This window comes from Actinomycetospora sp. NBC_00405 (assembly GCF_036044095.1).
Taxonomy (GTDB): Bacteria; Actinomycetota; Actinomycetes; order Mycobacteriales; family Pseudonocardiaceae; genus Actinomycetospora; species Actinomycetospora callitridis.
Window position 1 is genome coordinate 2,760,546 of sequence record NZ_CP107938.1, and the last position, 18,872, is coordinate 2,779,417.

17 protein-coding genes are annotated in these 18,872 nt (G+C 74.0%); 6 read left to right on the forward strand and 11 right to left on the reverse strand.

Annotation, left to right across the window (positions count from 1 at the left end; translation table 11 throughout):
• Positions 1-12 precede the first annotated feature (12 nt).
• Complete coding sequence (locus OG774_RS13555; RefSeq protein ID WP_328310212.1) at positions 13-687, forward strand: GntR family transcriptional regulator; 675 nt, start codon at positions 13-15, stop codon at positions 685-687.
• 69 nt (positions 688-756) lie between these two features.
• On the opposite strand, the gene OG774_RS13560 is transcribed toward OG774_RS13555, so the two are convergent.
• Genes OG774_RS13560 through glyA form a run of 7 tightly spaced genes read right to left on the reverse strand, consistent with a single transcriptional unit; the run spans position 757 to position 10,051 of the window.
• Positions 757-1,269: a cyclodeaminase/cyclohydrolase family protein gene (locus tag OG774_RS13560; protein ID WP_328310214.1), complete on the reverse strand. Its 513-nt coding sequence runs from the start codon at positions 1,267-1,269 to the stop codon at positions 757-759.
• Positions 1,270-1,303: 34 nt separating this feature from the next.
• Positions 1,304-3,766: a GcvT family protein gene (locus OG774_RS13565; protein ID WP_328310216.1), complete on the reverse strand. Its 2,463-nt coding sequence runs from the start codon at positions 3,764-3,766 to the stop codon at positions 1,304-1,306.
• Positions 3,763-4,395, reverse strand: coding sequence for a sarcosine oxidase subunit gamma (locus OG774_RS13570; protein WP_328310218.1), 633 nt, complete (start codon positions 4,393-4,395; stop codon positions 3,763-3,765). Before OG774_RS13570 ends, OG774_RS13565 begins: the two co-directional genes overlap by 4 nt.
• The gene (locus OG774_RS13575; protein ID WP_328310220.1) at positions 4,388-7,171 is read right to left on the reverse strand and encodes an FAD-dependent oxidoreductase; all 2,784 of its coding nucleotides are present in this window, start codon (positions 7,169-7,171) and stop codon (positions 4,388-4,390) included. Before OG774_RS13575 ends, OG774_RS13570 begins: the two co-directional genes overlap by 8 nt.
• Positions 7,168-7,467: a sarcosine oxidase subunit delta gene (locus OG774_RS13580; RefSeq protein WP_328310223.1), complete on the reverse strand. Its 300-nt coding sequence runs from the start codon at positions 7,465-7,467 to the stop codon at positions 7,168-7,170. Before OG774_RS13580 ends, OG774_RS13575 begins: the two co-directional genes overlap by 4 nt.
• A gap of 23 nt (positions 7,468-7,490) precedes the next feature.
• Entirely contained in the window at positions 7,491-8,750 is a 1,260-nt protein-coding gene (locus OG774_RS13585) for a sarcosine oxidase subunit beta family protein (protein ID WP_328310225.1), read from the reverse strand.
• Positions 8,747-10,051: a serine hydroxymethyltransferase gene (gene glyA / locus OG774_RS13590; RefSeq protein ID WP_328310227.1), complete on the reverse strand. Its 1,305-nt coding sequence runs from the start codon at positions 10,049-10,051 to the stop codon at positions 8,747-8,749. Before glyA ends, OG774_RS13585 begins: the two co-directional genes overlap by 4 nt.
• Positions 10,052-10,163: 112 nt before the next feature.
• Here glyA and OG774_RS13595 point away from each other — a divergent pair, with 112 nt between their 5' ends.
• On the forward strand, positions 10,164-10,427 hold the full coding sequence (locus tag OG774_RS13595) for a hypothetical protein (protein WP_328310229.1): 264 nt from the start codon (positions 10,164-10,166) through the stop codon (positions 10,425-10,427).
• 28 nt (positions 10,428-10,455) lie between these two features.
• Here the strand turns inward: OG774_RS13595 and OG774_RS13600 are convergent, their stop codons facing one another.
• The gene (locus OG774_RS13600; protein WP_328310231.1) at positions 10,456-10,842 is read right to left on the reverse strand and encodes an ATP-binding protein; all 387 of its coding nucleotides are present in this window, start codon (positions 10,840-10,842) and stop codon (positions 10,456-10,458) included.
• 102 nt (positions 10,843-10,944) lie between these two features.
• Between OG774_RS13600 and OG774_RS13605 the strand changes: the two genes are divergently transcribed.
• The 3 genes from OG774_RS13605 to OG774_RS13615 all read left to right on the forward strand — a co-directional run bounded on the left by OG774_RS13605 (position 10,945) and on the right by OG774_RS13615 (position 15,146).
• Entirely contained in the window at positions 10,945-13,257 is a 2,313-nt protein-coding gene (locus OG774_RS13605) for a molybdopterin-dependent oxidoreductase (RefSeq protein WP_328310233.1), read from the forward strand.
• 178 nt (positions 13,258-13,435) lie between these two features.
• Complete coding sequence (locus OG774_RS13610) at positions 13,436-14,617, forward strand: MFS transporter (protein ID WP_328310235.1); 1,182 nt, start codon at positions 13,436-13,438, stop codon at positions 14,615-14,617.
• A gap of 118 nt (positions 14,618-14,735) precedes the next feature.
• Positions 14,736-15,146, forward strand: coding sequence for a hypothetical protein (locus OG774_RS13615; RefSeq protein ID WP_328310237.1), 411 nt, complete (start codon positions 14,736-14,738; stop codon positions 15,144-15,146).
• Between the two features lie 4 nt (positions 15,147-15,150).
• Here the strand turns inward: OG774_RS13615 and OG774_RS13620 are convergent, their stop codons facing one another.
• The gene (locus OG774_RS13620; RefSeq protein ID WP_328310239.1) at positions 15,151-15,927 is read right to left on the reverse strand and encodes a class I SAM-dependent methyltransferase; all 777 of its coding nucleotides are present in this window, start codon (positions 15,925-15,927) and stop codon (positions 15,151-15,153) included.
• Positions 15,928-16,042: 115 nt separating this feature from the next.
• On the opposite strand from OG774_RS13620, the gene OG774_RS13625 reads away from it, so the two are divergent.
• Entirely contained in the window at positions 16,043-16,987 is a 945-nt protein-coding gene (locus tag OG774_RS13625) for a Dyp-type peroxidase (RefSeq protein WP_328310241.1), read from the forward strand.
• 138 nt (positions 16,988-17,125) lie between these two features.
• On the opposite strand, the gene OG774_RS13630 is transcribed toward OG774_RS13625, so the two are convergent.
• Complete coding sequence (locus OG774_RS13630; protein ID WP_328310243.1) at positions 17,126-17,767, reverse strand: class II aldolase/adducin family protein; 642 nt, start codon at positions 17,765-17,767, stop codon at positions 17,126-17,128.
• Positions 17,764-18,813, reverse strand: a complete 1,050-nt coding sequence (gene mtnA, locus OG774_RS13635; RefSeq protein ID WP_328310245.1) for an S-methyl-5-thioribose-1-phosphate isomerase — start codon at positions 18,811-18,813, stop codon at positions 17,764-17,766. Before mtnA ends, OG774_RS13630 begins: the two co-directional genes overlap by 4 nt.
• Positions 18,814-18,872: the final 59 nt, after the last annotated feature.

Sequence of the window (18,872 nt, forward strand, 5' to 3'; positions counted from 1 at the left end):
TAGGCTCCGCCCGTGAGCGTCCTCAGCGATGAGCAGGAGACCGGTCCGCCCCTGTCGCTCTCCGAGCGTGCCTACACGGCGATCCAGGACAAATTGATCATGCTGGAGATCCCACCGATGGCGCCGATCGACGAGGTCGCCCTGGTGGAGTCGCTGGAGGTGGGGCGCACGCCGGTGCGCGAGGCGCTCAAGCGCCTCGAGGTCGATCGGCTGGTGGTCTCCTACCCCCGGCGCGGGACCTTCGCGACGGCCGTGGACATCACGGACCTGGCCTACATCTCCGACATCCGGGTCCAGCTCGAGCCGCTGGCGGCGCGCCGCGCGGCCGAGAACGCCGCGACGTCCACCGCGCTGCGCGCGGAGCTCGAGGACCTCGCCGACGCCACCGACGCGCTCGACATCCCGGAGCTGACGCGCGACGAGCTGATGCGCTGGGACCTGCGGGTGCACCGTTCGGTCTACCGCGCGGCCGGCAACCCGCACCTCGAGGACACCCTCGTGCGCTACGACAACCTGGCCACCCGGATCTTCTGCATCTTCCTCGACCGCATGTCCGACTTCGTCTCCCACGTCGAGGAGCACGCGGGCCTGCTCCGCGCGATCGCCGAGGGCGACGCCGACGGTGCCGCACGCAAGGCCCGCCACCACGTGCAGGGCTTCGAGAAGGCGATCAGGGCCGTCATCTAGGGCCGTCATCTGACCCGACCCACGTGCGTGATCTTCTGAGCTATAGCTCGGAAGATCACGCACGTGGGGTCAGCGCAGGATCTGCTCCCGCACGACGGCGGTGAGCTTCGCGGCGCGCAGGACGAGGTCGTCGACGGGCTCGATCGCGGTCAGGAGCCGCTCCCGCGCGGCCGGATCGGTGATCCCGACGAGGTCCACCTCGACGTCGACCCGGGCGGTGCCCGCCGCGGCGCGCACCGCCTCGGACGCCGCCGCGAGATCGGCGACGGCCGTGCGGCGGGCCACCGGGCGGATCGACTCCGCGAGGGTCAGGACCTGGTCGGCGACGGCGATGACCTCCGTGGAGAACCGTCCCGGTCCCGCGGGCCCCGTGCCCTCGACGTCACCGGCGGCCAGGGTCAGCGCGGTCTCGCGCAGCTCGTCGGCCTGCTCCGGCGAGGACACGACCCCGCTGTCGCGCGCGACCTTGGCGACGAGCGCCGCGCCCTGAGCGGCGTGCAGCGCCGCGCCCGTCCGGCCGCCCGGAGCGGGGCTCCGGGCGGCGAGGGACTCCAGGAAGTGCTCGACGGTCTCGGTGCGCACGCGACGCCCTCTCTGACGAAGGACCCGCCGGGGATCAGCGCCGGATGCGCGCCATCTCCGGGTCGACGAGCGGCTCGGCGGCCACCGTCGCGCGGACGGGTTGCCCGAAATACTCGATCGACACCGAGGTGCCGACCTCCAGTCCGGCGGGCAGCCAGGCGTAGGCCACGGGACGACCGACGGTGTGCCCGAAGGCCGCCGAGGTGACGTAGCCGGCGGGGACGCCGTCGACGAGCACCGGCTCGTGGCCGACGACCACGCTGCGCCCGTCGTCGACGGTCAGGCAGGTCAGCGAGCGCGTCGGCGCGGCGCGGCCCTCGAGGGCGGCGCGGCCGACGAAGTCGCCCTTGGTCTGCGGCCGCACCGCGAAGCCCACCCCGGCCTCGTAGGGGTCGTGCTCGCTGGTCATGTCCGTGCCCCAGCTGCGGTAGCCCTTCTCCAGGCGCAGGCTGTTGAACGCCGCCCGCCCCGCGGCCACGACGCCGAGCGGCTGCCCGGCCCGCCACAGGACGTCCCACAGCCGCTGCCCGTACTCCGCGGACGTGTAGATCTCCCAGCCGAGCTCGCCGACGTACGACAGGCGCATCGCCGTCACCGGGATGCCGGCGATCTGCCCCTGGACGCAGCGGAAGTACTTCAGCCCCTCGTGCGAGAGGTCGACCGAGGTCAGAGGCTGCACGAGGTCCCGCGCGAGCGGGCCCCAGACGCCGACGCAGCAGGTGCCGCCGGTGACGTCGCGGACGGACACGTCGTCCTCGCCGGCCGCCTCCTGCTGCAGGTGGTGCACGTCGAGCGGGCCGTTGGCGCCGACCTGGAAGAGGTCCGGACCGAGGCGGGCGACGGTGAGGTCGCTGCGGATGCCGCCGGCCTCGTCGAGGGCGAGCGTGTAGGTGACCGCGCCGACGGACTTGTCCATCTTCCCCGTGGTGAGACGGTCGAGGAACGCCAGCGCGCCCGCGCCGGACACCGACAGGCGGGTCAGCGGGGTCATGTCGTACATCGCCACCGCGGTCCGCGTCCTCCACGCCTCGGCCGCGACGATCGGCGAGTCGAACATCCCCGACCAGGGGTCCCGGGCCACCGGCGCCCACTCGGCCGGCAGGTCGGCGACCAGCGGGGCGTTGGCCTCGTACCAGTGCGGGCGCTCCCAGCCGTGCGACTCGAGGAACACCGCCCCGAGCTCCTTCTGCCGCGCGTGGAACGGGCTCACCCGCAGATCGCGGGGCGCGAGGCGCGGCTGGAGCGGGTGCACGATGGCGTAGATCTCGACGAAGTTCTGCTGCGCGGTCGCCGAGACGTAGTCGTCGGCGGTCTGGAACTCCTCGAAGCGGTGCACCGAGCAGCCGTGCAGGTCGATCTCGCTGCGCCCGTCGACCAGGAGCTGGGCGACGCTGCGGGCCACCCCGGCGGAGTGGGTCACCCACACCGCCTCGGCGATCCAGAAGCCCGCCACGTCCGCCGACTCCCCGATCAGCGGCCCGCCGTCCGGGGTGAACGAGAAGATGCCGTTGAAGCCGGTGTCGACCTTGGTGTCCTGCAGCGACGGCAGCAGCAGCCGGCTCTGCTCCCACTGGGCCGCGAAGTCGTCCTCGGTGAACGGCAGCATCGAGGGCTGGCGCGCCTCGCTGACGTCGTCGACCTCGGGCAGCTCGTGCAGCGACACCGGCATGGGGCGGTGGGCGTAGGAGCCGATGCCGATGCGGTCGTTGTGCTCGCGGTAGTAGAGGTCCTGGTCCTGGTGGCGCAGGATCGGCAGGCGCGCCTCGCTCGCCTCGTCGTTGCGCCCGACCAGCTCGGGCACCTGGCCGGTGAACACGTACTGGTGGGCGAGCGGCAGCAGCGGCACGCGCATGCCGACCATGTCGCCGATCGCCTGCCCCCAGAAGCCGGCGCACGACACGACGATGTCGGCCGCGACCTCGCCCCGGTCGGTCTGCACGCCGGTGACGCGCCCGCCGTGCTGCGAGATCCCGGTGACGCGGGTCGAGCCGCGGAAGATCGCCCCGCGGGACTCGGCGCGGCGCATCAGCGCGGTGACCGCCCGCGCGGCCTTGGCCAGCCCGTCGGTAGGGGTGTGGAGGCCGCCGAGGATGCGGTCGGGGTCGATCAGCGGGTGCCAGCGGACGCACTCGTCGACGTCGACGACCTCGGCCGGGATGCCCCGGGCGGTGGCCCAGCCCCGCTTGCGGTGCAGGTCGGCGAGGCGCTCGGCGGTGGTGGCGACCTCGAGCCCGCCGACCTGGTTGAAGCACCAGGCCCCGTCGACCTCCAGCCCGAGGAACTTCTCGACGGTGTACGACGCGAACGCGCTCATCGTCCGCGACGCGTTGGTCTGGAACACCAGACCCGGGGCGTGGGACGTCGAGCCGCCGGTGAGCGGCAGCGGTCCCTGGTCGAGGACGGTGACGTCGGTCCAGCCGCGCTCGGTGAGCTCGTCGGCGAGGTTCGCGCCGACGATCCCGGCTCCGATGACGACGACGCGGGGGGTGGTGCTCATGGCGTCTCTTTTCGAGGGTCGTGTCGAGGTCTCGCCGACGGGCGGCGGAACTCCTGCGCGGCGTCGACGAGCCAGTCGACGACGTAGCCCGCGAAGGAGGGACGGACGAACAGCTGGAGGTCGTCGTCGGCGAGGGCGACGAGCAGGACGCCCGCCTGGCCGAGCAGGGTCTGGGCACAGCGCCCGCGCGGGAACGACGCGGGGCGCAGGTCGATCGCGCACCCGGAGGCGAGCAGCCGGCGGGCCGAGGCGCCGCGCACCCGCACCGTCGTGCGCTGCGCGGACACGTCGACGGCCGTGCCGCCGAACGGGGCGGCGGCCTCGTCGAGGCCGAACTCCCAGTCCTCGGGCCGGGCCGCCGTGCTCGTCAGCAGCCACTCGTCGGGGCCGAGGCGCAGGGCCTGCCCGGCGACGAGCCCGGTCCACGTGTCGGGCTGCGCCGGCAGCGGGCCGCCGGCCACCTCCGCGACGGTGGCGGGCCCGGGGCCGGCGGGGTCGAGCCGCAGGTCGACCCCCGCGACCGGCGCCTCGAGCTCGAGGGCCACGCCGTCGAGCTCCGCGGAGAGCTCCGCCAGCTGCGTGCGCCGCGTCTCGAGCGGGTGTCGAACGAGCATGGAGGTGTCAGCCATCGCGGCGCGCTCCTTCGGGGTCGACCAGCACGGTCTCGCCGATCAGTGCGGGCACCAGCTCGCCCGCGACGGGGACGCCGACGACCTCGCCGATGCGCTCCCGCCCGCCCTTGACCAGGGCGAGCGCGAACGGGCGGTCGAGGGCGGCGCTGTGGTAGCTCGAGGTGACGTGCCCGAGCATCGGGACGGGCGGCGCGGGCAGCCGTCCGTCGTCGGCGAAGCGCACGATCTGCGAGCCCTCGGGCAGCTTCGTCGCGGCGTCGGTCGGGAGGAGCGACACGAGCTGCTTGCGCAGCGGGTCCTGGTTCTGGGCGCGGCCGAAGGAGCGCCGGCCGACGAAGTCGGGCTTCTTCTTCGACACCGCCCAGGCCATGCCGAGGTCGTGCGGCGAGACCGTGCCGTCGGTGTCCTGCCCGATGATCGGGTAGCCCTTCTCGGCCCGCAGGACGTGCATCGTCTCGGTGCCGTAGGGCGTGATCCCGTGGTCGCGGCCGGCCTCGAGCAGGCGGGCCCACACCGCCGGCGCGTACCAGGCGCTGACGCTGACCTCGAACGCCAGCTCCCCCGAGAACGAGATGCGGGCCAGCCGCACGGGCACCCCGTCGAGGGCGGTGTCCTGCCAGGTCATGAAGCCGAAGGCCTCGTTCGAGACGTCCAGATCGGCGAAGACCGCGCCGATCACGTCGCGGGAGCGGGGACCCGCCACCGCGAAGATCGACCACTGCTCGGTGACCGAGGTCAGCCGCACCCGCAGCTCCGGCCACTCGGTCTGGAGCCACTCCTCCATCCAGTCGAGGACGGCGGCGGCGTTGCCGGTGGTGGTGGTGACGAGGAAGCGGTCGTCGGCCAGGCGCAGGACGGTGCCGTCGTCGAGGACCATGCCGTCGTTGCCGCACATGACGCCGTAGCGCACGCGCCCGACCTTCAGGCTCGACATCATGTTCGTGTAGAGCCGGTCGAGCAGGACCGCCGCGTCGGGACCCCGCACGTCGATCTTGCCGAGCGTCGAGGCGTCCATGATGCCGACCGATGTCCGCACCGCGGCGCACTCGCGCAGCACCGCGTCGGTCATGTTCTCCCCGGGGTGCGGGTAGTGCCGCGCGCGCTTCCACTGGCCGACGTCCTCGAACTCCGCGCCGGCCGCGACGTGCCGGTCGTGGATCGGGGTGGTGCGCACGGGGTCGAAGAGGTCGCCGCGCTCCCGCCCGGCCAGCGCGGCGAACGCGACCGGCGTGTAGGGCGGCCGGAACGTGGTCGTCCCGAGGTCCTCGACGGGCCGGCCCAGGAGCTCCGCGGTGATGCCGGAGGCGATCACGCCGGAGGTCTTGCCCTGGTCGTGCGCGGTGCCGATCGTCGTGTAGCGCTTCACGTGCTCCACGGACGTCATGCCGGCGCCGACGGCGCGGGCGATGTCGGCGACGGTGGCGTCGCGCTGGATGTCGACGAACTGGCGGGTGGGGTCGCCGTCGGTGCGCCAGAGCACCGCCGTCGGGTCGCGGGGCTCGTCGTCGGCCTGCGGGGCGCCGCCAGCACCACCGGGACCGCCCGCCTGGCGCAGGATGTCCGCCAGACCGAAGGTGCCGTCGGCGGCGCCGATCACCTCGACGCCCGGGCGGGGCGCGGCGGGCCGGAAGGCGCCCAGCGACGGTTCGTAGGCCAGCCGGCCGCCGACGTGGCTGAACAGGTGCGCGGTGGGGTTCCAGCCGCCGCTGGTGAGCAGCAGGTCGCAGGGGACCTCGCGGCGCTCCGGGCCGACGAGGGCGGCGGTGATGCGGTCCCCTCCCCGGGTGCCGTGGACGTGGGTGCCCGCCGTGACGGCGATGCCGCGGTGGGCGCAGCGCCGGGACCAGAGCGCGGGAGCCGTCGGCCGGGCGTCGAGCACCTGGACCGAGGCGCCGGCGTCGTGCAGGTCGACCGCGGCGGCGTAGGCGGCGTCGTCGCTGGTGAAGACGACGACCTCGCGACCGGCGAGCACGCCGTACCGGTGCAGGAAGTCCCGCGCCGACGCGGCGAGCATGACGCCCGGGCGGTCGTTGTCCTCGAGCACGATGGGCCGCTCGATCGCGCCGGCCGCGACCACGATCCGGCCCGCGCGGATGCGGTGCACCCGCTGGCGCGAGCGCCGCGCGAGGCCGCCGTCGTCGGTGTGCGAGGTGCGCCGCTCGAGGGCGAGCACGAAACCGTCGTCGTAGTGCCCGAAGGCCGTCGTGCGCTGGAGGCGCGTCACCGAGGGGTGCGCGGCGAGCTCGGCGACGATCTCGTCGACGACCTGCAGCGAGGGGCGTCCGTCGATCGTCTCGGTGCCGGTGAGCGTGCCGCCGGCAGTGGGGCGGTCGTCGACGAGGACGACGTCGTCGCCGCGACGGGCCGCGGTGCGGGCGGCGACGAGCCCGGCCGGGCCGGCGCCGATCACCAGGACGTCGCAGTGGGTGTGCAGGCGGTCGTAGCGGGCGAGGTCGGGGACCTCGGAGAGCCGGCCCTGCCCGTTCACGCCGCGGGCGACGAGCCCGTCGGTGGCCTCGACGGTGGTGGCCAGCAGCATCGGCTCCGGGAACGGCTCCTCGACCTGCACCAGGCCCGTCGGGTCCTCGGTCCACGAGGCGCCGATGCCGCGGGGCCGTCCCAGCTTGACGCCGGTGTCGGCCGGACGGGCGTCGTGCGCGAGCAGCACCGAGGCCAGCGAGTCGCCGGGGTGGCCCGTGTAGGCGGTGCCGTCCACGGTGACCGTGACGTGGCGGCTGCGGTCGATGCGGCCGTAGCCCTCGATCCGGCTCATGGGGTGGCCTCCGGGAGGGCGGACGGGCGCGCGGTCGTGGTGGAGAGGGGTCCGACGGAGAGGAACTCGTAGGTCCGGGTGTCGCGGACGGCGCCGAACCAGCGGCGGCACCCGGCGCTGTGGACCCAGCGCTCGGCGAAGGGGCCCTTCGGGTTGTCGCGGAAGAACACGAAGCGGGCCCACTGCTCGTCGGACAGCGACGCGGGGTCGGCCGGGTAGGCGACGGCGGCCTGGCCTCCGTAGGAGAACTCGATCTCCTCGCGGGGGCCGCACCAGGGGCAGGCGATGAGCTGCATCAGGACTCTCCCGTCTCGGAGATTCAGTGGGCCACGGCGGCGGCGCCGTGCTCGTCGACGAGGGCTCCGGTGACGAAGCGGTCGAGACCGAACGGGGCGACGAGCGGGTGGGGACGGCCGTGGGCCACGGTGTCGGCGAACGCCCAGCCCAGGCCCGGGGTGGCCTTGAAGCCGCCGGTCCCCCAGCCGCAGTTGAGGAAGACGTTCTCGTAGGGCGTGGCGCCGACGATCGGGCTCGCGTCCGGCGTGACGTCGACGACGCCGGCCCAGCTGCGCAGCAGGTGGGCCCGGGCGAACACGGGGAAGAGCTCGACCGCGGCCGCCATCTGGCGCTCGATGATGTGGAACGCGCCGCGCTGGCCGTAGCCGTTGTAGGTGTCCACGCCCGCGCCCATCACCAGCTCGCCCTTGTGGGCCTGGGAGACGTACACGTGCACGGCGTTCGACATGACGATCGTCGGGTGGACGGGCTCGAGGAGCTCCGAGACCAGCGCCTGCAGCGGGTGGGACTGCAGCGGGGCGGGCACGCCGAGCATGTCCAGCAGCACCGAGGTGTGGCCCGCCGCGCAGAGCGCCACGGTGCCGGCGGCGATGTCGCCGCGCGTCGTGCGCACGCCGGTGACGCGGTCACCGTCGGCCACGAAGCCCGTGACCTCGCAGTTCTCGATGATGTCGATGCCGGCCTCGCTCGCCCGGCGCGCGAAGCCCCACGCGACGTAGTCGTGCTTCGCGATCCCCGCGCGGGCCTGGAACGTCGCGCCCTGCACCGGGTAGCGGATGTCGCCCGAGACGTTGACGATCGGGCAGACCTTCGCGACCTCGTCGGGGTCGAGCCACTCGGCGTCGATCCCGTTGAGCTTGTTGGCCTCGACGCGGCGCACCGAGTCGCGCACGTCCTGCTCGGTGTGCGCGAGGTTGAGCACCCCGCGCTGGCTGAACAGGATCGGGTAGCCGAGGTCCTCCTCGAGGCCTTCCCAGAGCTTGAGCGCGTGCTCGTAGATGCCCGCCGACTCGTCCCAGAGGTAGTTCGAGCGGATCAGCGTGGTGTTGCGGGCCATGTTCCCGCCCGCCAGCCAGCCCTTCTCGAGCACGGCGACGTTCGTGATGCCGAGCTTCGCGAGGTAGTGGGCGGTGGCCAGGCCGTGTCCGCCGCCGCCGACGATGACGACGTCGTAGGACCTCTTCGGCTCGGCGCTGCGCCAGAGGGACTCGGGGTGCTCGGGCAGGTCGGCGCCCGGCGGGGTGGGCGCGGTCGTGGGTGCGGTCGTGCCTGCGTGCGTCATGCCGGCAGCTCCGGGTAGAGGGGGTGGCGGTCGGCGAGGGCGGCGACGCGGTCGGCGAGGGCGTCAAGCTCGGACTCCGTCACCTGCGGCCGCAGGGCCCGGGCGATGACGTCGGCGACGGCGGCGAAGTCCTCGTCGCCGAAGCCGCGCGCCGCGAGGGCGGCGGTGCCGATGCGGACGCCGGAGCTGACCATCGGCGGGCGGGGGTCGAAGGGCACCGCGTTGCGGTTGACCGTGATACCGACGCGGTGCAGCCGGTCCTCGGCCTGCTTCCCGTCGAGGTCGGAGTCGCGCAGGTCGACCAGCACCAGGTGGACGTCGGTGCCGCCGGAGACGACGCCGATGCCGTCCTCGGCCACCAGGCGCTCCGCGAGCAGGCGGGCACCGGCGAGCGTGCGCACCTGGCGCTCGCGGAACTCGGGCTCCGCGGCGACCTTGAACGCGACGGCCTTGGCGGCGATCACGTGCTCGAGCGGGCCGCCCTGCTGACCGGGGAAGACGCTCGAGTTCAGCTTCTTGGCGAGCTCCCGGGTGCCCGCGAGGACCACCCCGCCGCGGGGGCCGCCGAGGGTCTTGTGGGTCGTCGAGGTGACGACGTGCGCGTGCGGCACCGGCGAGGGGTGCAGGCCCGCGGCGACGAGGCCGGCGAAGTGGGCCATGTCGACCATGAGCCAGGCGCCGACCGCGTCGGCGATCCGGCGGAACTCCGCGAAGTCCTGCTGCCGCGGGTAGGCCGACCAGCCGGCGATGATCAGTGACGGGCGGCGCTCGTGGGCGAGCCGCTCGACCTCGGCCATGTCGACGCGGTGGTCGTCGGCGCGCACGTGGTAGGCGGCGACGTCGTAGAGGCGCCCCGAGAAGTTCAGGTGCATCCCGTGCGTGAGGTGGCCGCCGTGCGCCAGGTCCAGGCCGAGGATCGTGTCGCCGGGCGTCAGCAGCGCGGCCATGACCGCGGCGTTGGCCTGGGCCCCGGAGTGGGGCTGGACGTTGGCGTACTCGGCCCCGAACAGCGCCTTCAGCCGGTCGATCGCGAGCTGCTCGATGACGTCGACGTGCTCGCAGCCGCCGTAGTAGCGCCGGCCCGGGTAGCCCTCGGCGTACTTGTTGGTCAGGACCGAGCCCTGCGCCTCCATCACCGCCCGGGGCGCGAAGTTCTCGCTCGCGATCATCTCGAGCGTCCGGTGCTGGCGGCTCCGCTCGTCGGCGATCCGGGCGTGCACCTCGGGATCCGCCTGTGCGAGCGACCGGTCGAGGACCGACGCGACGGGCGTCCGACCCTCGGGGGCGATTGTGACCGACATTCGCGATCCTCATCGTAGCCAACTGATATATCTGCTGGCGGAGACTGTAGACACAGCCGGTCGGCAGGGTCAACACTCGTGCCGTCTTCAGCGAAAGGACGGAGGTCAGGGGATGACGACGGAGACGTCAGGAGACCCGAGGGTCGCGGCCGGGAGCGCCGCCGACTGGTGGGAGGCCGGCTTCGAGATGGGCCGACTCGACCAGCAGCTCGCCGCGCGGGTGCTGCCGGACCGGGTCGGGCTGACGATCCGGCGGGTCAATCGGGGCGGCGCCGAGGTGATCGCCCGGCGGCGGGGCTACGCGCTGCACGTCCAGGAGGTCGAGGAGCCGGGCGCCCTGTGGGCGGAGTTCTGGCCGGTGGACGAGCGCCCCTGAGGGCTGGTCCCGGCCGGTCCGGAGCCGGTCAGGAGCCGGTCAGCTCGAACCAGACCCGCTTGCCCCCGTCGCGCTCCTCGCTGCCCCACCGGTCGGCCAGCTCCGCGACGATCTGCATCCCGCGACCCCGCGGGGCACTGCGGTCGAGCTCCCGGACCACCGGGCGGATGGTCGAGCCGTCGGCGAGGCCGACCCGCAACCACCCGTCGGAGGCGGTGACGTCGAGCTCGAGGACGACGTCGCTGCCGGCGTGGTCCACGGCGTTGGAGATGAGCTCGGTGACGAGGACCTTCGCGTCGACGTGCAGCGTCGCGTCGAGCGACCACGCGTCGAAGAGCTCCCCGAGCAGACGGCGGGCCCTACCGGGAGCGTGTGGCGACGGCGGGAACTCGAACGACGCGCGGAACGTGCCCACAGCCGTGTCCTCCCCGGTGCCGGTGTCTCGACGTGCATCAGTGTCCCCCGCGGCCGGTCGGGGATGGCGCCGGGTCCGTGGTGCGGGCGAGGATCGTCGGCGATGACCATCCACGGGTCCCACTGGGGCGCCTTCCGCCCGCGTGTCGAGGGCGGGCGCCTCGTCGAGGCCGTCCCGTTCGAGGGCGACACCGACCCCTCGCCGCTGCTGCGCTCGGTGCCCGGCGCGGTGCACGCCCGCAACCGCGTCACGCAGCCCGCCGTGCGCGGGTCGTGGCTGGACGGCACCGGCGGGCGGCGCGGCGCGGACCCGTTCGTCGAGGTGTCCTGGGAGACCGCGCTCGACCTGGTGGTCGGCGAGCTGCGCCGGGTCCACGCCGAGCACGGCCCGGAGGCGGTGTTCGGCGGCTCCTACGGCTGGTCGAGCGCCGGCCGGCTGCACCACGCGAAGACCCAGCTCAACCACTTCCTCGCCTGCGCCGGCGGCTACTCGGGCCAGGTCTCGAACTACAGCTACGGGGCCGCCGAGCGGCTCCTGCCCCACGTCCTCGGGGACACCGCACCCGTCACCGGGCAGGTCGCGACCTGGGACGACATCGCCGCGCACACCGACACCGTGCTCATGCTGGGGGGCTTCCCCGCCAAGAACGTGCAGCTGGAGTCCGGGGGCACCGGGGACCACACGGCCCGCCTCGGGCTGGCGCGGGCGCTCGAGGGCGGCACCCGGGTCGTCAACGTCAACCCGGTCCGCACCGACGCCCCCGACCACCCCGGCGTGGACTGGGTCCCGGTGCGTCCCGGCAGCGACACCGCGCTCCTGCTGGCCCTGATGCGCCGCCTCGACGCCCTCGGCGCCGTCTACGAGGAGTTCGTGGCCCGCTGCACCGTCGGCGACGACCGCCTGCGCGCCTACCTGCGCGGAGCCGTCGACGGGGTCGACAAGACGCCCGCCTGGGCCGCAGCGCTCACCGGCGTGCCCGTCGCGACGATCGAGGGTCTCGCCGACCGGCTGCGCACGGGGCGCACCCTCGTCACCGCGACCTGGGCGCTGCAGCGGGCCGAGCACGGCGAGCAGCCCTACTGGGCCGTCGTCGCCCTCGCCGCCTACCTCGGGCAGATCGGCCTGCCCGGCGGCGGGTTCGGGTTCGGGTACGGCTGCGTCGCACGCTTCGGCGCGACGTACCGGACGTTCGGGACGCCGGCGTTCACCGCGCGCTACAACGAGTGCCCGGTCCGGGTCCCCGTCGCGCGCCTGACCGACATGCTCCTGCACCCCGGCGAGGAGTACGCGTTCGACGGCGCCGTGCACCGCTACCCGGACGTCCGGCTCGTCTACTGGGCCGGCGGCAACCCGTTCCACCACCACCAGGACCTCAACCGGCTCGCCCGGGCCTGGCAACGCCCCGAGACGGTCGTCGTCCACGAGCCGTGGTGGACCGCGACCGCGCGCATGGCCGACATCGTCCTGCCCGCCACCACCACCCTCGAGCGCGACGACATCGCCGCCGCCTCGGGGGAACCGTGGCTGATCGCGATGCAGCGCAGCGTGGACGCGCCGGGCGAGGCCCGCAACGACCGGACGATCTTCGCGGCGCTGGCCGAGCGCCTCGGTGTCGCGGACGCGTACACCGGCGGGCTCGACGACGCCGGCGCGCTGCGGGCGATGTACGACCGGGCCCGGCGTTCCGCCGCCGAGCACGGCCACCCGATCCCCGACTTCGACACCTTCTGGGCCACCGGGCACCACCGCTACGACCTGCCCGCGCCCCCACCGCCGTACGCGGCGTTCCGGCGATCCCCGTCCGGCGCCCCGCTGGCGACGCCGTCGGGGCGGATCGAGCTGTTCTCCGCGACGATCGACGGGTTCGGCTACGACGAGTGCCCCGGCCACCCGACGTGGCTGCCGCCCACGGAGTGGGCCGGGAGCGCGTCGGAGCGCTTCCCGATCCACCTGCTCTCACCCCAGCCGGGCACCCGCCTGCACAGCCAGCTCGACATGGGCCCGGTGAGCACGGAGTCGAAGGTCGCGGGCCGGGAGCCGTGTGTGGTGAACGCCGACGACGCCGCGGCGCGGGGCATCGCCGACGGCGACGTGCTGCGCCTGTGGAACGAGCGCGGCGAGACGTTCGTGGGCGCGGTGGTGTCCGACGACGTCCTCCCCGGCGTGGCGCTCCTGGCCACCGGCGCCTGGTACACCCCTCTCGACCCGGCGGCCGACGACAGCCCCGAGCTGCACGGCAACCCGAACGTCCTCACCCGCGACGTCCCCGCCTCGCGGCTCTCGCAGGGCACGAGCGCCCAGACGGTGCTCGTGGAGATCGCCCGCGTCGAGAGCCCGGCCCCCTACAGCGACCCACATTCGCTGCCCGCGTTCGCGCTGCGAGGGGCACGTTCGGCAGGCGGCCGCGCTCGTTGAGCATGTCGAACGTGCCGCTCGTGCCGAACGCTTCGGGCCGACGCGCGGCTTCCGGAGGCGGGTGGACCTCCCCACGATGCTTCGGATTCCGAAGTATCGATCGCCGCGACGACGGATCGCCTCCACAGGACGAGGTCCGTGATCGCGCGCGCAGGCGCGACAGGCCAAGCTGTGCCCCGTGACTCGCGCCGCCGCGGTGTCGACGCCCGCGCGGGCGTTGTGGATCGTCGTGTTCGTCGTCGCCTACGGGACGAACGTGCCGACGCCCCTGCTGCTGGTCTACCGGGACACGCTCGGACTCGGTCCCACCGCCCTGACCGGCGCCTTCGGGGTCTACGCCGCGGGGCTCATCCCCGCGCTGCTGCTGTCGGGGCCGGCGTCCGACCGCCTCGGACGACGCGCGGTCGTGGTGCCGTTCGTCGTCCTCGCCGGCCTGGTCTCGCTGCTGTTCCTCGGGGCCGCGTCGTCGGTGGCGGTGCTGTTCCTCGGACGGTTCCTCCAGGGCGCCGTGTCCGGGGTGGTGTTCAGCGTCGGGACGGCGTGGCTGGGCGAGCTGGTCGGCGAGCCGGGGCGCTCGGCGCGGCTCACGACGGTCGCGCTCGCCGCGGGCTGGGCGCTCGGGCCGCTGTTCACGGGACTGCTGGCGCAGTGGGCGCCCGCCCCGACGGTGCTGCCGTACCTGCTGCACGTCGTGCTCATGATCGGCGCGATCGCCCTGCTGCGCGGCATCCCCGACACCCTCCCGCCGGACCGCAGGCGCGACGGCGGCCCCGTCGTGAACCTCGGGGTGCCGGTGGACGCGCGGCGGCCGTTCGCGCTGGTCGTCGTGCCGGTCGCGATCGGGGTGTTCGCCTTCCCGTCCACCGCGGTCACCCTGCTGCCGCTGCTGCTCACCCCGCAGATGCCGACGATCGCCGTGGCCGTCACCGGCCTGGTGGCGGGTCTGACCCTGGCGACGGGCGCGCTCGTGCCGCCGCTCGCACGGCGCCTCGGTGCGGAGCGGGCGGGCCCGGTGGGTCTGGGGATCGGCGCGATCGGGCTCGGGATCGCGCTGCTCGGGGTCGCGCTGACGGCGTGGCCGCTGCTCGTCCCCGTGGCGCTGCTGCTCGGCGTGGGCTACGGGCTGTGCCTGGCGTCGGGGCTGACGACGGTCGCGCGGCTCGCGGCCCCGAGCGAGCGCGGCGCGCTCACCGGCACGTTCTACGCCTGCGCCTACCTCGGCTTCGGGGTGCCGTACCTGCTCTCGGCCCTCGCCGGCACCGGCGGTCTCGCCGGGCCCCTCGCCGGCCTGGCGATCGTCTCGGCGGTGGCGGCGCTGCTGCTCGGGCTGCCCGGCGCGCGACGGCTCGTCACGCCCTGACCTGCACCGTCCGACCTGTACGTGGGGCTCCCGCCCCTGGGTCCGACTCCCGACTTGTGGTAACCAGTTCCGTCACCGCACCGTGCACCGCGCACGGTCCCCGGGCAGGGAGACGGACATGTCCCACGCTGCGCACCCGGCGCGTCCCGCCACCAGCTCGTCCCGCTCGATCATGGTGTGGCGGCTGCTCAGTGCCCTCGCCCTGCTCGCGATGGGCGGCATCCACCTCTACCTCGTGCTCACGAGCACCGGCGGCGTGCTCGGCATGCTGTTCGTCCTCAACGCGATCGGCGGCCTCGTGCTGGCGATCGCGATCACCGTGCTGCAGGGACGGCTCCTGCAGGTCGCCACGGTGCTGGGCCTGCTCTTCATGGCGGGCACGCTGGCCGCGCTGGTGGTCGCCCTGACCGTCGGGCTGTTCGGGATCGAGTCCAGCCTGGACTACGCCCTGGCGCCGACCACCCTCGTCGTCGAGACGGCCGGCACGGTCGTCCTGCTGATCACCACCGTGCTCGTCCTGCGCCGCTGACGGGTCAGGCGGGCGGGCGGCCCGGAACCCAGCCCTTGACGAAGGCGAAGTGGTCCTCGAACCGGAGCACCGGGGTGTCCCGGTAGGACCGCCGGAACTGCGCGATGCCCTCCTTCAGCTCCTCGTCCGAGAACTCGCCGAGCACCGACATGTACCGCGCCTCGAGCATGCGGACGTAGCGCTCGCGCTCGATGGCCACGTGGAACGTCCGCTGGCTCACCGACGCCCGGAGCCCGGCCGCGGAGACGATCTCCTGGATGTCGGTGGGGTCGGGCTGCAGCTCCCCGAAGCGCTCGTGCGCCGCCCGGAACAGCGGGTGGTGGATGGCCTTCGGCAGCATGACGACGAGGATGCGGCCGTGGCGTGACAGGAGCCGGACGAGACCGTCGAGCGTCCCGCGCCGATCCGTCATGTGGTGGATCGACTCCTTGATGATCATCGCGTCCAGCGGCGCCGACTCCGGGAGCGCGACGCGTCCGGACGCCAGGTCCTCGGCGCTCGCGTGCAGCGGCTGCAGGGACGGCGACCTCGGGAGCTGGTCGAGCATCGCCGACACCGGGTCGACGCACAGGACGGGCCGGGTCGGGCGGACGTCGTCGGCGATGTGGCGCGTGTAGAGGCCGGTGCCGCACCCGATGTCGGCGATCGCGTCGGAGCGCGTCAGGCGCAGCGCGTCGCTCATGGCGTGGGCGAGCTGCCGGACATAGTCGGGGTCGTAGGTCCAGTGGTCGTTGTAGGTCGCGGCCACGCGCTCGTAGTGCTCGGCGATCTGTTCGGTCACGGCGGACTCCCCTCGCGCGTTCCTGGACGGCGGTGTCGCGGCGACAGCGTGACAGGTCGGCGGCCGGGTGGCCGAACACCGCTCCTGCGCCGACGGCGCCTCTAGGGTGCGACGCATGGTCCACGGTGAGCCCCAGCCGGTCCTGGCGCCGATCACGGAGGCGTCGATCTTCCTGACGCTGACGTTCGACGCAGGCGGCGACGCGGCGGCGGTGCGCGACCTGCTGTCCGACGTCGCCGGCCTCAAGCGGTCGGTCGGGTTCCGGCTCCCGGAGGGCGAGCTCACCTGCGTCGTCGGGGTCGGGTCGCAGGCCTGGGACCGGCTGTTCGGCGGCCCGCGCCCGGCGTCGCTGCACCCGTTCCGCGCCCTGCACGGGGCGCACGAGGCGCCGTCGACGCCCGGGGACCTCCTGTTCCATCTCCGCGCCCATCGCCTGGACATGTGCTTCGAGCTCGCGCAGCTGCTGGTCACGCGCCTGCGGCCGCACGCCACGGTCGTCGACGAGGTGCACGGGTTCCGGTTCTTCGACGAGCGCGACCTGCTCGGCTTCGTCGACGGCACCGAGAACCCCGACGGCGCCGCGGCCCGCGAGGCGGTGCTCGTCGGCGACGAGGACCCCGGGTTCGCCGGCGGCAGCTACGTGATCACCCAGAAGTACCTGCACGACATGGACGGCTGGAACGCGCTCACCGTCGAGGAGCAGGAGCGCGCCATCGGCCGGACCAAGCTCCAGGACATCGAGATCCCCGACGACCGGAAGGCGCCGAACTCGCACGTCGCGCTGAACGTCATCGAGGACGAGAACGGTCAGGAACAGCAGATCCTGCGCGTCAACATGCCCTTCGGCCACGTCGGCGCCGGGGAGTACGGCACCTACTTCATCGGCTACGCCCGGGATCCCGGGGTCACCGAGCAGATGCTGGAGAACATGTTCGTCGGCACCGCCGAGGGCCACCACGACCGCATCCTCGACTTCTCCACCGCGGTCACCGGCGCCCTCTACTACGTGCCGACGGCCGACTTCCTCGACGACCCGCCCGACGGCCCCACGGGCTCGTGATCGACGACGAGACGCTCGCCGGGATGTCCGACGGCGAGCGACGGGCCACTACGTGGCGGTCCACTGGACGTTGGCCTGGGTTGGGTTCGACGAGGTCGAACCCGTGCGGCCGCAGTCCGACCAGGTCCCGCGCGGGCCTCAGGCGCGCGGCTGCGGGCCGTAGTCCGCGAACGCCGCCGCCGCGGCCTCGATCTGCGCCTCGTCGAGGAGGCGCGGTTCGCCGAGCTTGCGGGCCTCGACGTAGAGCCGGCAGAGCCACTCGAGGTACTCGGTCCGCGTGTAGGCCTGCGCGAGGTCGGCGCCGTAGGTGGTGGCGCCGTGGTTCGCGAGGATCACCGCGGACCGCCCGGCCAGGCCCTCGACCCCGAGCCGGGCGAGATCCTCGGTGCCGTACGGGGCGTAGGGCACGACGCGGACCGGGCCGCCCAGGTGGGCGATGATGTAGTGGATCGCGGGGAGCTCGTCGACCAGCGTCGAGAGGACCGTCGCGAACACCGGGTGGGTGTGCACGACCGCGGCGGCGTCGGTCTCCCGGTACACCGCGGTGTGCATCGGCAGCTCCGACGACGGCCGCAGCCGCGCGTCGACGGGCCGCCCCTCGAGGTCCACGACGCTGACCGTCTCCGGCGTCAGCTGGTCGTAGGGCAGCCCGCTCGGAGTGATCGCGAGGAGGTCGCCGGCGCGCACCGAGAGGTTCCCCGAGGTGCCGACGGTGAGGCCGTCGGCGTCCATCCGCCGGGCGTGGGCGACGACGGCCTCGCGCTCGTCGCGGAGCTTCATGGAGCGGCCCCCGACGTCACCGGCGCCGGAGCCGGGGCTGGGGCCTCGACCGTCCAGACGCCGTCCCGGAAGGTCGCCGACTCGGTGACCACCGCGGCGAGCAGCGCGCCGGGCGTGACGTCGAAGGCGGGGTTGTAGACCGGGGTGTCCGGCGGCGCTGTCGGCACGCCCGCGACGGTGCGGACCTCGTCGTCCGCGCGCTCCTCGATGACGATGTCGTCGCCCGACGGCGTCGCGTGGTCGACGGTCGACTCGGGCGCCACCACGACCACCGGGACGCCGTGGCGCGCCGCGGCGCAGGCGTGGGAGTAGGTGCCGATCTTGTTCGCGGCGTCGCCGTTGGCCGCGACGCGGTCGGCGCCGACGATCACGACGTCGACCAGCCCCCGCGCGATCGCCGACGGGCCCGCCGAGTCGACGCACAGCCGGTGCGCCACGCCCATCTCCCGCAGCTCCCACACCGTGAGCCGCGCCCCCTGGAGCAGCGGGCGGGTCTCGCAGGCCAGCACCTCGGCGATCCGGCCCCGCCCGGCGAGCTCGCGGACCGCACCGAGCCCGGTGCCCCAGGCGACGGCGGCGAGCGCCCCGGAGTTGCAGTGGGTCAGCACCCGCAGCGGGCGGTCGGGACACAGCGTGGTGACGAGGTCCGCGGCGCGCCGGCCCATCCGCCGATTGGTCGCCTCGTCCTCGTCGAGCAGCGCGCACGCCTCGGCGAGCACGGCGTCGGGACCCTCGCCCAGCCGCGCCAGGGCCCGCTGCACCCCGCGGCGCAGGTTCACCGCCGTCGGACGGACCGCCGCGACCCGCTCCGCCTCGTCACGCGCCCGGGCCGGATCGTCCGCGTGACGACGGGCGGCGAGCGCGACCCCCAGCGCCCCGGCCGCACCCAGCGCGGGCGCGCCGCGGATCGTCAGATCGGCGATCGCCGCCACCAGCTCGTCCACGGTCGCGAGCCGGCGGAGGCGGTACTCGCCCGGCAGCGCGCGCTGGTCGACGGCGCTGACGGCGCCCTCGCCCGAACCGTCCCAATCCACCGTGCGGTCCATCCCACCACTCTCGTCGCGACCCGGGTACGGACGCCAGCGTCACGGCGCTGGCCTACGCG

What these genes read in the sequence shown, in the direction of transcription:
- OG774_RS13565 (WP_328310216.1), bottom strand. Translation starts at nt 3,766, where the DNA reads ATGAGCACCACCCCCCGCGTCGTCGTCATCGGAGCCGGGATCGTCGGC.
- OG774_RS13570 (WP_328310218.1), bottom strand. Translation starts at nt 4,395, where the DNA reads ATGGCTGACACCTCCATGCTCGTTCGACACCCGCTCGAGACGCGGCGC.
- OG774_RS13575 (WP_328310220.1), bottom strand. Translation starts at nt 7,171, where the DNA reads ATGAGCCGGATCGAGGGCTACGGCCGCATCGACCGCAGCCGCCACGTC.
- OG774_RS13580 (WP_328310223.1), bottom strand. Translation starts at nt 7,467, where the DNA reads ATGCAGCTCATCGCCTGCCCCTGGTGCGGCCCCCGCGAGGAGATCGAG.
- OG774_RS13585 (WP_328310225.1), bottom strand. Translation starts at nt 8,750, where the DNA reads ATGACGCACGCAGGCACGACCGCACCCACGACCGCGCCCACCCCGCCG.
- glyA (WP_328310227.1), bottom strand. Translation starts at nt 10,051, where the DNA reads ATGTCGGTCACAATCGCCCCCGAGGGTCGGACGCCCGTCGCGTCGGTC.
- OG774_RS13595 (WP_328310229.1), top strand. Translation starts at nt 10,164, where the DNA reads ATGACGACGGAGACGTCAGGAGACCCGAGGGTCGCGGCCGGGAGCGCC.
- OG774_RS13605 (WP_328310233.1), top strand. Translation starts at nt 10,945, where the DNA reads ATGACCATCCACGGGTCCCACTGGGGCGCCTTCCGCCCGCGTGTCGAG.
- OG774_RS13615 (WP_328310237.1), top strand. Translation starts at nt 14,736, where the DNA reads ATGTCCCACGCTGCGCACCCGGCGCGTCCCGCCACCAGCTCGTCCCGC.
- OG774_RS13625 (WP_328310241.1), top strand. Translation starts at nt 16,043, where the DNA reads ATGGTCCACGGTGAGCCCCAGCCGGTCCTGGCGCCGATCACGGAGGCG.
- OG774_RS13630 (WP_328310243.1), bottom strand. Translation starts at nt 17,767, where the DNA reads ATGAAGCTCCGCGACGAGCGCGAGGCCGTCGTCGCCCACGCCCGGCGG.
- mtnA (WP_328310245.1), bottom strand. Translation starts at nt 18,813, where the DNA reads ATGGACCGCACGGTGGATTGGGACGGTTCGGGCGAGGGCGCCGTCAGC.